Annotated in this window: 14 protein-coding genes; 3 read left to right on the top strand and 11 right to left on the bottom strand. The window is 42.3% G+C overall.

Features of this window, described 5'->3' with window-relative positions:
• Positions 1-30 precede the first annotated feature (30 nt).
• The 6 genes from EV146_RS16855 to EV146_RS16830 form a co-directional block, all read right to left on the bottom strand.
• Complete coding sequence (locus tag EV146_RS16855) at positions 31-342, bottom strand: MTH1187 family thiamine-binding protein (RefSeq protein ID WP_132008579.1); 312 nt, start codon at positions 340-342, stop codon at positions 31-33.
• Positions 342-1,523 carry a YqgU-like beta propeller domain-containing protein gene (locus EV146_RS16850; RefSeq protein ID WP_132008576.1) on the bottom strand — a complete coding sequence of 394 codons (1,182 nt, stop codon included), beginning with the start codon at positions 1,521-1,523 and terminating at the stop codon, positions 342-344. The genes EV146_RS16855 and EV146_RS16850 overlap by 1 nt, the downstream gene beginning before the upstream one ends.
• Positions 1,524-1,622: 99 nt before the next feature.
• The gene (locus EV146_RS16845; RefSeq protein WP_132008573.1) at positions 1,623-3,503 is read right to left on the bottom strand and encodes an LTA synthase family protein; all 1,881 of its coding nucleotides are present in this window, start codon (positions 3,501-3,503) and stop codon (positions 1,623-1,625) included.
• Between the two features lie 203 nt (positions 3,504-3,706).
• Positions 3,707-4,681 (bottom strand): ROK family glucokinase, encoded by a 975-nt coding sequence (locus EV146_RS16840; RefSeq protein ID WP_132008570.1) that lies wholly within the window; start codon positions 4,679-4,681, stop codon positions 3,707-3,709.
• Between the two features lie 13 nt (positions 4,682-4,694).
• Positions 4,695-4,907, bottom strand: coding sequence for a YqgQ family protein (locus EV146_RS16835; RefSeq protein WP_121611804.1), 213 nt, complete (start codon positions 4,905-4,907; stop codon positions 4,695-4,697).
• Positions 4,908-5,022: 115 nt separating this feature from the next.
• Positions 5,023-6,483, bottom strand: coding sequence for a spore germination protein (locus EV146_RS16830; RefSeq protein ID WP_132009181.1), 1,461 nt, complete (start codon positions 6,481-6,483; stop codon positions 5,023-5,025).
• Between the two features lie 168 nt (positions 6,484-6,651).
• On the opposite strand from EV146_RS16830, the gene EV146_RS16825 reads away from it, so the two are divergent.
• The gene (locus tag EV146_RS16825) at positions 6,652-7,530 is read left to right on the top strand and encodes a hypothetical protein (RefSeq protein WP_132008567.1); all 879 of its coding nucleotides are present in this window, start codon (positions 6,652-6,654) and stop codon (positions 7,528-7,530) included.
• On the opposite strand, the gene EV146_RS16820 is transcribed toward EV146_RS16825, so the two are convergent.
• The 5 genes from EV146_RS16820 to rpmG form a co-directional block, all read right to left on the bottom strand.
• Positions 7,496-9,055, bottom strand: a complete 1,560-nt coding sequence (locus tag EV146_RS16820; RefSeq protein WP_132008564.1) for a rhomboid family protein — start codon at positions 9,053-9,055, stop codon at positions 7,496-7,498. The genes EV146_RS16825 and EV146_RS16820 overlap by 35 nt on opposite strands.
• 495 nt (positions 9,056-9,550) lie before the next feature.
• Complete coding sequence (locus EV146_RS16810; protein WP_121613950.1) at positions 9,551-10,501, bottom strand: L-lactate dehydrogenase; 951 nt, start codon at positions 10,499-10,501, stop codon at positions 9,551-9,553.
• A 118-nt stretch (positions 10,502-10,619) separates the two neighbouring features.
• Positions 10,620-11,405: a DUF92 domain-containing protein gene (locus tag EV146_RS16805; RefSeq protein WP_241993944.1), complete on the bottom strand. Its 786-nt coding sequence runs from the start codon at positions 11,403-11,405 to the stop codon at positions 10,620-10,622.
• A complete protein-coding gene (locus tag EV146_RS16800; RefSeq protein ID WP_132008558.1) occupies positions 11,392-11,970 on the bottom strand; it encodes a 5-formyltetrahydrofolate cyclo-ligase in 579 nt (192 codons plus the stop codon). Before EV146_RS16800 ends, EV146_RS16805 begins: the two co-directional genes overlap by 14 nt.
• Positions 11,971-12,073: 103 nt before the next feature.
• Positions 12,074-12,223: a 50S ribosomal protein L33 gene (rpmG, locus tag EV146_RS16795; protein ID WP_090740981.1), complete on the bottom strand. Its 150-nt coding sequence runs from the start codon at positions 12,221-12,223 to the stop codon at positions 12,074-12,076.
• A gap of 281 nt (positions 12,224-12,504) precedes the next feature.
• On the opposite strand from rpmG, the gene EV146_RS16790 reads away from it, so the two are divergent.
• Positions 12,505-12,879 carry a hypothetical protein gene (locus EV146_RS16790; protein WP_132008555.1) on the top strand — a complete coding sequence of 125 codons (375 nt, stop codon included), beginning with the start codon at positions 12,505-12,507 and terminating at the stop codon, positions 12,877-12,879.
• Positions 12,876-13,376 (top strand): hypothetical protein, encoded by a 501-nt coding sequence (locus tag EV146_RS16785; RefSeq protein WP_132008552.1) that lies wholly within the window; start codon positions 12,876-12,878, stop codon positions 13,374-13,376. The genes EV146_RS16790 and EV146_RS16785 overlap by 4 nt, the downstream gene beginning before the upstream one ends.
• The last annotated feature ends 20 nt before the right edge of the window (positions 13,377-13,396 follow it).

Here is a 13,396-nt window from a genome sequence, read left to right as displayed (position 1 = left end):
CCGCTTAAAGAAAGCGGTCTTTTTTATGTACTATTCAAGAAGGCTCTTCACTTTTGCAACTTTATCTTCCATCTTCCGTGTTACATCTCTTCTGTCATCAATCCTGATGTTCGTTGCTACACGAAGGATCCCCTGGGAAAATGGGGCCTCATGCATGGCCTGAATTACTTCAAATAAAACCGGCAGCTCCCCTTCAATAATCGTATTCATGGGGGTAAGCTGGAAGCGTATCCTCCCTTGCTTCTCAAACGTGGCAAGGATTTTTTGTATTTCGGCTACATAAGTACTGACACTTGGTGACTCCGTGCCAATTGGAATAACGGTAATATCTGCAATTGCCATTATTTTTCTCCTTTCAATTGCTCCTGGCTTTTGACCAGACTGTGAATCTTCTTCTCCCTCAAATCAATGACCTCTTCAAATTGATGACCATAAAGACACAGTTCACCTTGAACGGAACAGGATAATGGCTCATTGGCCAGTCCGGTAACCAGGTCAACTTCTTTGCCCTCCTTAAAAGAGAACCGGGAAAGGGTAAATTCTTCGCCATATAAATCAGCTTCACCACCGGTTACAGGACGAAAATAGATAAAAGATCCCTGGCTATCCATTATATCATAATAGGGTGTCAGCCAGCCGGAGTAGGTCGTAAGCTGAAATACCTTTAGGCTTGAAATGGTTTCTAAATCCTTTGTCATAAAACGGTAAACAGCAAATTCCGTATTTTCCTGATTTGCACTGACTGCCATTATCACTTTTTTGGAGGAGTCAATATGGTGGACTGACGAAAGGAGCTCACTCTGCTTTTGATTGGATAGATTTTGTTCAATTAAAGGGGCTTGAAGGTCAGGGCTGTCTTGATCCCAGTTAAGAAATAGTATTTCGTCGCTTGATTTCCAAACTGCAAATGGCTGTGGCAAATCCAACTTAGAAAGACTGTCTTCATTGATTTTAAGGAGATACGTTTTGTAGCTCCAGTCTTCATTGAAAGCTGTAACCAGCACTTCCCCATCTCCTTCTTTATTCCATTCAAAAGAAAGTTCATAGGAGTCTATTCTTTGGTCAGCCAGAATTTTGCCATCATAATCAATGATGGTGATTTCTGCTTCGTGGGTGGACCGTGCTGAATGAATTAGAATTTGCTTCCTTAAAGAATTCACTTCAGCTTTAACAACAGGAAATTCACTCTTAAAAATCAGCTTGTCGGCACCAGTACTCAACTGGTGCGTGAAAAGCCGGGAGCCATCAGCTGCTTCTGTTATATACAGGATTGTATCATTGGTAACCCATCCTGCTGCCCGGTTGAATTCTCCCTTTTCAGGATTTACAGGGAAGATCTTTCGTTCCGCTGAAGATGTTTCTGTGCTTTCTTTTTCATTGGGAACATCATGAGAGGTGCCTGAATGAAGCTGAACAGAGCTATCCTTAAGGCAGCCACCCAGGATTGGCTGCACCGCGATTAACAGGATAAGTAAAATGAACATTTTTACGGGGCTTACTTTTATTTTACCGGAGTCAGACACTTCAATCCCACCTTTCCCGCTGTATCTATCTGTACGAAATACCAGGAAAGAATGTTTCAGCTTTATCAAAAACCCTTCTATTAGCATGGGACGCATGACTCAATCAATGCTCTCCCCCCTATGATTTCGAACTAGATCGTGCTTGTTATAGAATCGCAGTAAATCACCATAAATTATTTTGTCTGAATACTCAAGTTCAGTCTTTGCCTTTTTTATATATGGCATGCAGAAGCGCTTTTCAATTGGTTCCCCTGTTGTCTTATCATAACAGACATCCTTCGCAAAGACATGATCCTGAGTGATAAAGCTGCCATCACGAAGAAGGGTCCATTGAAGTCTGTCTTTGCTGAATAAATCTGTTCCAAATTGAATATCAGCCTTTGTCTCTACTCCCAGCAAATGAAGGATCGTAGGCCTCAGGTCAATCTGGCCGGCAACAGTTGACACTGTCTGTCCCTTCATTCCTGGGATGTGAATGATTAAAGGGACACGCTGAAGCTGTATGCTCTCAAATGGAGTGATTTCCTTTCCAAGAAATTCACCCATCGTTTTATTATGGTTCTCTGATATCCCGTAATGGTCACCATAAATAATGATAACCGAGTCATTATAAAGACCTTGATCTTTTAATTGCTGAATAAACAGTTTAAGGGCTTCATCCGTATATCGCACTGTCGGGAAATAGTGATTAACCGTTTTATTATTGGAGGTATAGGGTTCTATCAACTGATCTTCTTCGTCCAGTTCAAAAGGAAAATGGTTTGTCAGGGTAATGAGCTTAGCATAAAACGGCTTAGGCATTTCGTTTAAATGGCGGACGGACTGTTGGAAGAAGTCTATATCTTTCATCCCCCAGCCAACAGAGTTCTTTTCTGTCACATGGTAATCAGCGAGCGAGTAGTATCGGTCATATCCTAATGTTTTATACATGATATCCCGATTCCAAAAGCTTTTGTTATTCGCATGCAGCGAAGCGGTGAAATAACCATAATAATGCAGGATTTCAGGAGAGGCTTTGAATTGATTTCCAGCGTGGGTAAAAAAAACAGCACCCCTGCTTAGCGGATATAAAGAGTTATCTACAAGAAACTCTGAATCGGAGGTCTTCCCCTGACCCGTTTGATGATAAAAGTTTTCGAAATAAAAGCTCTCCTTTATAAATTCGTTCAGGAAGGGGGTAATTTCCTGCCCATTAACTTTCTGGTTGATAACAAAATTTTGGGTTGATTCCATCGAAATAAGGATGATATTTTTGTTTTTGGCAATCCCAAACATTTTTTTGTCAGGTTCCTTAAATCCTGCCCGTACATAATTAGCAATTTCGGCCAATTCACTTCCATCTGCAAGGGCGCGCTGAGCCGAGGATTTTGATTGGAGAAATAGATCATATAAATGATAATTATAAGTACCTATATTTTTTACCAGCATTTCGCGGTCAAACGTTCGAGTCAGTAACTGAGGCCGTTCAGTCTCAGCCAAGCCGAGATTAAATAGAACCATTGCAATAGCACTTAAAAAAAAGGCCCTTTTTTCTGACCGGGAAACAGAGCTGATTCTTAAAAAGACAGGACGGAGCTTCAATAAGCCAGCAAGAAGGATCGTGTCTATGAAAAACAACAAATCTTGCCAAATAATCAGTTCATCGATACTGCTTCCCAAATCACTCATATTACTGGTCTGAAACAGGACAGGTATTGTGAGGTAGTCATTGAAAAATCGATAAAAAACGACATTGGAATAAAGGATGAAAGAGAGGACAAGGCTGGCGGTCAGAATATATCTGTCCCGGTTTTTAATAAAAAATCCCGCTCCCAATACAATCATCAGGAAGCTGAGAGGATTAATAAAAAGAAGAAATTCCTGGATCCAATTTTCAATTGGGATCGTAAAGCTGGTTTTATAAACAATATATGTTTTCAGCCATAGCAGGATGATAGCTAAAGACGTGGCAGTTATCTTCAATTTTTTTTGAGACACCATCTTTCATTCCCTCCGTTATTTTGCCTGGCATGCCATTATAGCTTGTATTCAATTAATGAAGTATTCGAGTGAATAAAGAAACCACTCAGTTACAGGGTTCCCTTTGATTAAGATGTCCTAAACAAAAAAAGTTCCAGCAGTCTCTCTGTATTGAAGGAACAAAAAAGGAGCGGCCCTATGCAAGAGCCGCTCCTTCTTCTATATTATAAGGAAATTTTGTTTTTAACCAGCCAGGCTGCACCAATGACTCCAGCGTCATTGCCAAGGGTTGCTATGGCAATTTCTGTCGACTTGGCCACACTTGGGAACGAATGCTTCAAGAAGTTTTCCTTGACTGGCCCAAGAAGAATGTCCCCTGCCCTCGAAACACCTCCGCCCAATACAATCTTTTCCGGGTTGAGTGTATTGGCAATATTTGCAAGAGCTACTCCCAGGTGGGAAGCGACATTTTCAATAACCTCTAATGCACTCTTTTCCCCATTCCGTGCTGCATCGAAAACGTCTTTGGCAGATACCTGCCCATATTCCCGGAAGATCTCTCCAAGTTTCCCTTCTTGCTGCCCTTTTTGAAGTGCTTCATGTGCAAGTCTGACAATCCCTGTTGCTGAAGCAATCGTTTCAAGGCAACCGCTTTTTCCGCAATTACAAGGAGCCCCGCCAACAGCAATTGAAGTAATGTGCCCTATTTCACCTGCGGCACCTCTTTTCCCATGGACAATATCACCGTTTGCGATCACACCCCCTCCTACACCTGTACCGAGGGTAACACAAACAAGGTCCTTGGCACCGTTTCCTGCACCTTTCCACATTTCACCCAATGCTGCAACATTTGCATCGTTATCAACAACGACAGGCAAAGACGTCTCCACCTCAAGAAGATCCTTCAATGGATATTGATCCTTCCAGCCAAGGTTTACAGCCTCATAGATAATGCCACTGGTCAAATCAACTGGTCCAGGGGCACCTATCCCTATTCCATGGATTTCATTTTTGGAATGTGCCAGCTCATCCAGCTTGTGATCAATTGCTTTGGCTATATCTGTCGGGATGTTTTTCCCTTCATTTGACTTGTCAGTGGGAATCTCCCACTTATTAAGAATTTCCCCGTAAAAGCTAATAAACGCAATTTTAGTAGTGGTTCCGCCTAAATCGACTCCTACCAGCCACTTTTCAGCCATCTTCTCTCCACCCTTATTTCTCTTTTTGTCTTTTTTCCCGTTCCAGTCTGATTTCATGTCTTAGGAGCATAATGCCTGATTGAAAATCTGCCGGTTCAATCAACTGTGCTGCATAGAGTTCTTTTAACTCTGTCTCCATAAGTTCAAGGTCAGCCACTCTGTCTCCTACATAGATAACGGTTCCAAATTTTTTTAAGAACTGCTGAATCTCATATACTGTCTGCAATGTAGTCCCTCTCATTTTGTGAACAAGTTTACATTAAAAGTATAATCGATACCAATCTCTATCTCAAGTACCCTAGTATCCATAATAATAGATAAAAAAGGTAAATCTTCCTCTATTACCGATCTGGATCTTTTGGGTGAAGAACCGTTGGCCTCCTGTTTTTTAGCGGCATGGGAGACCTTAGCAGCACATCCCTGAACGCCCTGAAATTAAACGGAATGAACGGCCACAAATAAGGGATTCCAAATGATTTCATTCTAATTAAAAGCAACAGGATCAGCAGGATTCCGACTACAAATCCAAACGTATGGAAAAGGGCGGTAGTAATCAGCAGGAAAATCCTTACAAGGCGGTTCGCAAGGCTCATTTCATAGCTCGGAGTTGCAAAAGTTCCAATGGCGGATATTGACAAATATAAGATAACCTCATTTGTGAGCAGGCCAACTTCGACCGCGACTTGTCCAATCATCAGAGCGGCGATTAAGCCGAGGGCAGTTGCCAAGGATGTTGGCGTATGGATGGCAGCCATCCGCAGTGCATCAATCCCAAATTCTATAATGACAAATTGAAGAAACAACGGGACTTCTCCTGGATCATTTATCCCTATATAGGAATATCTCTCTGGCAGCAATTCTGGATTAGAAGCTAACAGATACCAGAGTGGCAGCAAAAATACTGAAGCCCAGACAGCAGCATAGCGGACCATTCGGAGATAGGCGCCCACGAGCGGTTTGTTTCGATATTCCTCGGCATGCTGCATATGATGCCAATAGGTTGTCGGTGTAATCAGGACACTCGGGGAGCCGTCTATGATAATGCAGACATGCCCTTCATATAAATGAGCAGCTGCAGTATCCGGCCTTTCGGTATACCTGACATTGGGGAACGGGTTCCAGTGCCTGCCAGAGATAAATTCCTCGATTGTTTTATCTGCCATCGGGAGTCCATCCGTATCAATTTTGGAAAGGGAATCCTTAATGTTTTTGACGATTTCAGGTTCCGCGATATCCTCTATATAGCATACAACAATATCGGTCTTTGACCTTCTGCCTACCTGCATGTACTCCATGCGCAAAGTACGGTCTCTGACCCTTCTCCTGGTTAGGGCCGTATTAAATACGATCGTTTCAACATACCCATCACGGGATCCTCTTACCACTCTCTCTGTGTCAGGCTCCTCTGGACCCCTTACAGGATAGGTACGGGCATCGATAATAATTGCCTTTGTTAAGCCATCCACCAGCAAAACGGTCGGGCCCGCCAGGACCTTATCAGCGATCGCATCCAGGTCGTCTGATGTCTCAACTTCGACATAAGGGATATAGGTGTGAACAAGTTTCTTCAAAGTATCGGACTGAAGATCTTCTGGCTTCAATTTGGCCAGAAATTTCATAATAAGATGCAAAAGGTCGTCTTTAGCGAATCCGTCAATCAGGAACATCGCCATTTTCTTTTCAGCATATTCTACATCGAGCTGAATCACGTCAAAACTTTTGCCTACGCCCAGTGCCTCTCGCAAATATTTAACATTTTCTTCAATATTTGCTTGAACAAGATGCTTTTTTGATTGTTCCATCATTCACCTCGAAAATCATAAATCTGACATAAAAACACCATATATTTCCTTCTTCCACTTCCATCATAGCCAGCGGGATAAGAAAACATACTATTCAATTGCATGTAACTGCTGTAAGGTGAATATGGTTTGTAAGGGGACAAACTTTTAAGGGAAGGGATAATATTCATGAGCATATTCCGTGCATTCCTCATTTGTGGCTTGGCAGGATTGGCTATTATTGTTTTTAGTGTCTTCTTTCGGGAGGAATCCAGGGAAACCATTATCTTTTTCCCTATAAATGAAAATGTCAAATATAAGAGTGCTAATACAGGCCTGGCTATTCGGGAAGGAAATAATAGTGAGGCATACATCATTGAGTGGGAGGCAAGATCGGCCCTTGGGCAGAAAGCATACCTTCGCCAGGATGTGGGTCTTCTTTTCAAAAACGGCAAGCTAATAGAAAAGATTGGAGATTGGAGGCAAAATACTGACAGCCTTAAGCAGGCTCGCACTCTTGAAAGGGACGATACCGCAAAATATGAAGGCATTACCTTTCACCACTCGGAGCTTCATAGCCTGGCAGATAAAATTTCGAGCGCTCAGCATATGTCAAGTGATTTCCTTTACGTCATTAAGGCTCCACATAGTACAATGACCTCCTTTAGGGTTCCTCAAACTGCGGAAGAAGAAGAATGGAAGCTGTTATTGGATAAAACCATCAGCAACCAGCTTGAATACGGTCTTTCCAATTTTTTGAAACAGCTGCAATTAAAACCGAATCAATATACTACCCTGCCTTTGACGGATCTGCCCAAATATACGGACAGGCCTCTTCCAGGACTTAGTCTATCGGACAGTCAAATGGCTATAGGAAAATTATGGGAAGGTCTCTATAAAAATTATTTCCACGGCATAAAAAAAACGAATGGCACCGTCATTAGTCCAATTGGCAGCACCATCCCGCTCCTTGTCTTTACTCTGGATAAAAATGTTCTATACGTCCTGACCAGAACCTCCGATGGAGAAACGGTTATTCTTGCTCAGCAGATTGGAGGTACGAACTGATTTTTTTGTTCAGCGACTGGTAATCAGATTTTTCGGGGCTTATCTTAAGAGCATTCTCCGAGTGAATCAATGCCTGCCGGAAATTCTTTTGCTCAAGATAAACCAGCGCCAGATTGTAATGTGCCTCATGGAAATTGGGCTTCAGTTCCAGTACAGTTTCAAGATGTTCTGCAGCGTTTCCCAGGTTACCTCTTTTTATCTCCGTATATGAAAGTAGAAATAAAATATCCGCAGATTCACTCTGCTCCTTTTTTTCAAAATCATCCAGGAGGTTAAACGCTTTGTTGTTCTCTTCAGTTTGTATATACTCCTGTGCGAGGAGAAGCACAGACTTTTCATCAACGACGGCAGCGGAATCGCTGTAGCCATATTGAAGCAAACCATATATGGAGGAAAACGTCACAATTATGAATAAAACCTGAAGAGCAAATTTTCTTTTTTTAGGGAGATGAACAATGCCAGCGGCTGCAAATCCTCCCAGCAAACCGCCGATATGGCCGGCATTATCGATTCCGGGTACAGTAAAGCCAAACAGGAGATTAATAGCCAGTACAATCAAAATGTTCATCCCCATCGACCTGAAAAACAATCGCGGGAACACAGATCCAAAATAAAGCAAAGCACCAAAACAGCCAAATATGGCACCGCTTGCTCCTGCTGACAGGCTGGGGCTAAACAGGAAACTGGCCAGCGAACCGGCAAAACCGGCCAGGATATAAATAAATAAAAATCTAAAATTGCCATAGATCCTTTCCACCATTGGCCCCAAATAATACAGCGCCAATGAATTCATAAACAAATGCAACGCTCCGATATGCAGCAGTACAGGAGAAAAAAAACGCCACCATTCCCCTTCTAAAATAAGAGGATTAAACTTGGCTCCGAATTTTATTAATGTGGAAGTATTGGTACTCCCTCCTTTTAGTTCCATTAATAAGAACAAAAGAATCTGTGCAGCAATGAGGAAGTATGTGAAAAGGGGCTTTCCAGATTTAAACATTTCGTTCTCGGCTTTTGACCGTGCTGAAGCTTTCGATAAAGCTTGACTTTTTAGTTGTTCTATCTCGATTTCCGGATTTCCTGATTCATCCGGCAAGTTGAAGGGTTCCCCCCAAATGGATTCAAGGCGCTTGAGTGCCTCGGTTTGACTTGTTCTGTCCAAAACGGTGGTTTTCACTTGAATTTTCCCATTGCCCGGACCTGTTAATGGATCAGTTAAAAGGTGCTCATAGTCATCCACAGGAGGATAGGCAGTGAAATAAAGATTTATTATCGACAATTTCCTACGGACAAATTTTTTTCTCATTCTCTCTCCATTTACAGCAACCATCTCGATATCCTTTTGCAGCCAATTGCTCCAATCCAGATTATAGCAAAGAAGCCTTACAACCTGGGCCTCCCTATTCTCTGTCCTCTCAAGCCATATCTCTCCCTGGTCCCTTGAAATCTGTATGACCCGGTATCCCTTGCCGACAATTAAAAAATGGGCAGTCCTCCAGAACAAATACTCTTCTATCAAACTCAATTTCTCCCCTACTTTCTGATCGATCAACTAGACTGCTATGTCTGTACTTCCTATCATTATAAACTAATTCGAACCACTTAAACATTGAAGCAGTCCAGTTCGTGCAGCCTTTGTTAAAACTGCAGACCGTTACACAAAAAAGAGAAAAAAGACCACTTATGGGGTCTCTAGTGGTCCTACATCCTTCTCATTGCCAGTCGTTTGGGCCAGAGAAAACAGATTGAAACATTCTCCTTCGAAAACCAGGCATTCCCATGAGGGAACTCACAGCCAATCTTCTCAGGATGGTATTGCCCAGCAGGATATTCATCACCCTATACCGATTTTGATAAACAAAGTAACTAGCCATTAACAAACAAAAAAAGGACATTAATCTTGTCAACATATACATCCCTCCACTTCTAGTTTGAAGCAAGGATGTTGATTTTATCCTTTTTCCTTAAAAATATCTACATAAAATAACCGCCCAAAATGGACGGTTACTTTACGCTAGCTTTATGACGAGAATACAGGCTCCATAACTTTCTTTAAGACTTGGACAGAATGCTGAAATTGTTCTTGCTCTTCTTTTGAAAGCTCGAACTCTAATACTTCCCGGATCCCGCCTCTGTTTACGATGGCAGGCACACCAATATAAATATCACTCTGGCCATATTCACCATCAAGATAGGCCGATACCGTCAAGATTGAATTCTCATTTTGCAGGATTGCTTTTGTTAAGCGGACAAGCCCCATGGCAATTCCGTAATAGGTTGCTCCCTTCCGCTGAATGATATGATAAGCGGCATCACGGACATTGATAAAGATATTGTCCAGATCTTCCTGCTTATAGTCTTCCCGCTCTTCAATGATCGTTTTTATTGGCTTTCCGCCAATATCAGCGTGGCTCCAGACCGGAAGCTCTGTATCACCATGCTCGCCGATGATATAGGCATGAACATTTCTTGTATCAATATTAAAATAATCTCCTAACAAAAAGCGGAATCGCGCTGTATCCAGAATCGTTCCCGAACCGATGACCCGCTCCTTGGGCAGTCCTGAATACTTCCGTACGGCATATGTAAGGATATCGACCGGGTTTGTAGCAACAATGAAAATCCCGTCAAAGCCGCTGCTCATCACATCTCCTACAATGCCCTTAAAAATGTTCGCATTCTTTTCGACAAGGTCCAGTCTCGTTTCTCCCGGTTTTTGGTTGGCACCTGCACAGATGACAACGATGTCAGCATCTCCGCAGTCTGCATACCCTCCGAACCAAATCTTTGTTGGTGATGGAGCGAAAGGCATCCCGTGGTTTAAATCCATTGCATCCCCTTCGGATTTTTCCTTATTTAAATCAATAAGTACAAGTTCCTCTGCAACTCCCTGGTTTAACATAGCAAATGCATAACTGGAACCCACAGCTCCTGTCCCAATCAATACAACACGGTTAACACGATTCCTCAATTCAAATCCCCCTTTTGCAGAGCTACCTCCGCTTATTTCATAGGCATCTACATACACTACATACACCTATAAATTAATAATAGGCGATAATTACCTTTTTTAATATTAAAAAGCAGGATTAACCGCTATAAAAAATTATTCCCAAAATAGCAGCTATCAAACAAGAAATGAAGTTAACCGCATCGTTCCGAAGCCAAGAAATCCCTTTTATCCGTGTCGTCTCCAGGCCGCAGTGGACGGTCTTCTCAACGTATTTCCCGCAATTGCGGCATGAGTAGCCCGCCTGCCAAAATGCGCCGATAATCGTATCTATACACATTCCAGCAAATCCAAATCCTGCAATATAAAAGAATTCTCTTGATTCGAGCTGGAACAGGTAAGTGGATATTCCAGCTATAAAAACCGCACCGAATCCTCCCGCAATTGTGCCTTGCAATGACACGGCACCGGAAGTTCCAGTCTTTACTCTTTTAAGATCATTAATGGAAAAGGGCGGCCGCTTGCTTAGTGAACCGAGTTCAGACGCCCAGGTATCGGCGTTTGCTCCGGCCAGTGAAATGCAAAATGCAAGCAATAACAGCACACTGTCCCAAAAATAAACTCCGAGTGCAGCCACAGCGGCAATACCGCCATTGGCAGCTACCTGAGCCCAGTCACGTGTAGATCCTTTTTCATGAAAGTCCTCCAAATGGTCCTTTTTCATTTTCTTATAGCTTGATAACAGACTGGAACTGATAAAAAAACAGCCCATTACAGCTAGTCCTTGAATGCCAAGCCCAACTGCAATCAAAAGTCCCACCGCAAAGGCAGCAGCCCCCCCGGAAAGAGAGAGTAACGCAAAATGCCAAGCCGCAAAACATATAAATGCAATTAGGATGATATAAAATAAATCATTGGTCCACACAATGAAATACCCCGTTTTCAGTAACAATCTTCGAAACAGGCAAATCATGAGGTTCGATCGGCAATTCTGGAACCAGCTGCTGTTCAAATGCGAGAGATAGGGTTCGCCCGCTATAACTCTTTAAAAAGCGGTCATAATACCCTCCTCCAAATCCTAGTCTGTAACCTGTCTTGGTAAAAGCCAAACCCGGTACAATCAGCAGGTCAATTTTTTCGGGTTCTACCATTTCCGTCTCAGCTTCTACAGGTTCATACAGGTTTGAATAAACTGTTTCAAGCTGGGCAAACCTGGTCAGCTGCCTAAAGATCATCTCCCGGTTTTTTGGCTGGCATTTCGGCACTGCAACACGCTTTCCCTGTTCCCATGCTTTTCGGATTAATTGGAAGGTATCCACCTCGGGAGCTCTTGAAAGTGTAATCCCTATCGTTCGTGCTTCCACCCACGAAACGTCGCTATAAAGATTGCGGGCGATTTGGCAGGATAGATCCTCATATAATGGCAGGTTCAGCTCTTCCAGCTTTCCCTTCATGGCTGTCCTCAGCTTCTTTTTTTCATTCAACTTCATTACCTCCTGTACCCTTTTATCAGTCCTAACTGGCTTGCCTTCGACATTCGTAAATATGTAAAAAAAGACAAAAAAAAGCAGCCGGGAAAATTCCCGTTGCTGCTTATTTTGTCTCACGATGTGCAGTTGCACGCTTTTCTCTTGGGCAATATTTCTTAAGCTCAAGACGATCTGGATTATTACGCTTATTTTTTTTAGAAATATAGTTACGGTCTCCGCACTCTGTGCAAGCTAACGTAATATTTACACGCATGTGATTTCCCTCCAAACTGATTAACCTAGGTTCGTTCATACGACTTTTCTATAATATCACTTTTCCCCGGGAAATGCTAGTGGCTTTTTTACAATGAAAGAGATTGTTTTTTTCTGTGCCTTCAAATCACCCCCATGATTATAGAACTATCCTTTCATTGGTGGTTCTCCTATACTTTATACCTATTTTTCTATAGGTAAAAATTTAGAATCGAAAATTGTCGAAAGGAATGTTAAAATGTTTCAGGGTGTTATAATAAATTGGCTAAGGAGGAGTTTTATATGGGGTATTTGATGATTGGCCTTCTTGCCTTTGCTGTTTTGGTATTTGTTCTTTCTTTTTTCCTTAAGGATCCATACAAGGAATTGCGTGAAGAAATAGACCAGTTGACCATTCAGCAGGTTCAGGAAATGTATCAAATCAAGAAGAAATTAAAGTTGCTGGAAGAAGAGCTTCTCGTCGATGGAGACAGGCTTTATGGAAGAAATCCTCAATATAATGACAAAAAGGAAATTCATGAAATTATAAAAAATCAGGTTTGGTCGCTCGCACAGCAAGGCCGGGAAACAAGCCAGATTGCGAAACAATCCTCTCTATCCATTGAAGAGGTCGAGCAGATTATTCGTGAATTTTCCATTCGGGGGATGGCAAAGTGAATAAGCAGGCCGCGAGATCATTTTCACTTGGTATATTATTTACATTATTGATTGCCTGGTCGGGGACACAGCTTTTTACACAGGAAAAAAGTGCGTCCACTTCCACTTCAGCGGCAAAGGATATACTCGACGCTCAGGGATATGTTGTGTTAACACAAACTGAATATGAACAATTAAAAACACCCCCTGCTGTTGAACAGCAGCAAAGCCCAGCAAACAAGAGCAGTAATGCAGGGACTTCAGACACCGAGTCCCCGACAGGGACAGAAAAGGAAGATAAAGAGACAGAGAAAATTTATAGGTTAAGAATCTCTTCCGGCATGAGCCCGGTGGAGATTGCCGAAATACTGGAATCAGAGCAAATAATCAAGGATGCCGAAGAATTTGAGCGCTTTTTGATTGATCATGACTACCATACAATGGTTCAGCTCGGTACGTTTGAACTTAAAAGCGGGCTTACTAACAAGGAAGCAGCAGATATTATCACAAAAAATTAGGAGCAGGGATATGCCTGCTC

Origin of the sequence: Mesobacillus foraminis (assembly GCF_004340465.1) — a bacterium.
GTDB lineage: Bacteria > Bacillota > Bacilli > Bacillales > Cytobacillaceae > Mesobacillus_B > Mesobacillus_B foraminis.
This window is presented reverse-complemented; position numbering and strand designations above follow the sequence as displayed.

Bases quoted from the DNA above. Each gene is read 5' to 3' on its own strand.
- EV146_RS16855 (WP_132008579.1), bottom strand. From the start codon at position 342: ATGGCAATTGCAGATATTACCGTTATTCCAATTGGCACGGAGTCACCA.
- EV146_RS16845 (WP_132008573.1), bottom strand. From the start codon at position 3,503: ATGGTGTCTCAAAAAAAATTGAAGATAACTGCCACGTCTTTAGCTATC.
- EV146_RS16840 (WP_132008570.1), bottom strand. From the start codon at position 4,681: ATGGCTGAAAAGTGGCTGGTAGGAGTCGATTTAGGCGGAACCACTACT.
- EV146_RS16830 (WP_132009181.1), bottom strand. From the start codon at position 6,483: ATGGAACAATCAAAAAAGCATCTTGTTCAAGCAAATATTGAAGAAAAT.
- EV146_RS16825 (WP_132008567.1), top strand. From the start codon at position 6,652: ATGAGCATATTCCGTGCATTCCTCATTTGTGGCTTGGCAGGATTGGCT.
- EV146_RS16800 (WP_132008558.1), bottom strand. From the start codon at position 11,970: ATGAAGTTGAATGAAAAAAAGAAGCTGAGGACAGCCATGAAGGGAAAG.
- rpmG (WP_090740981.1), bottom strand. From the start codon at position 12,223: ATGCGTGTAAATATTACGTTAGCTTGCACAGAGTGCGGAGACCGTAAC.
- EV146_RS16790 (WP_132008555.1), top strand. From the start codon at position 12,505: ATGGGGTATTTGATGATTGGCCTTCTTGCCTTTGCTGTTTTGGTATTT.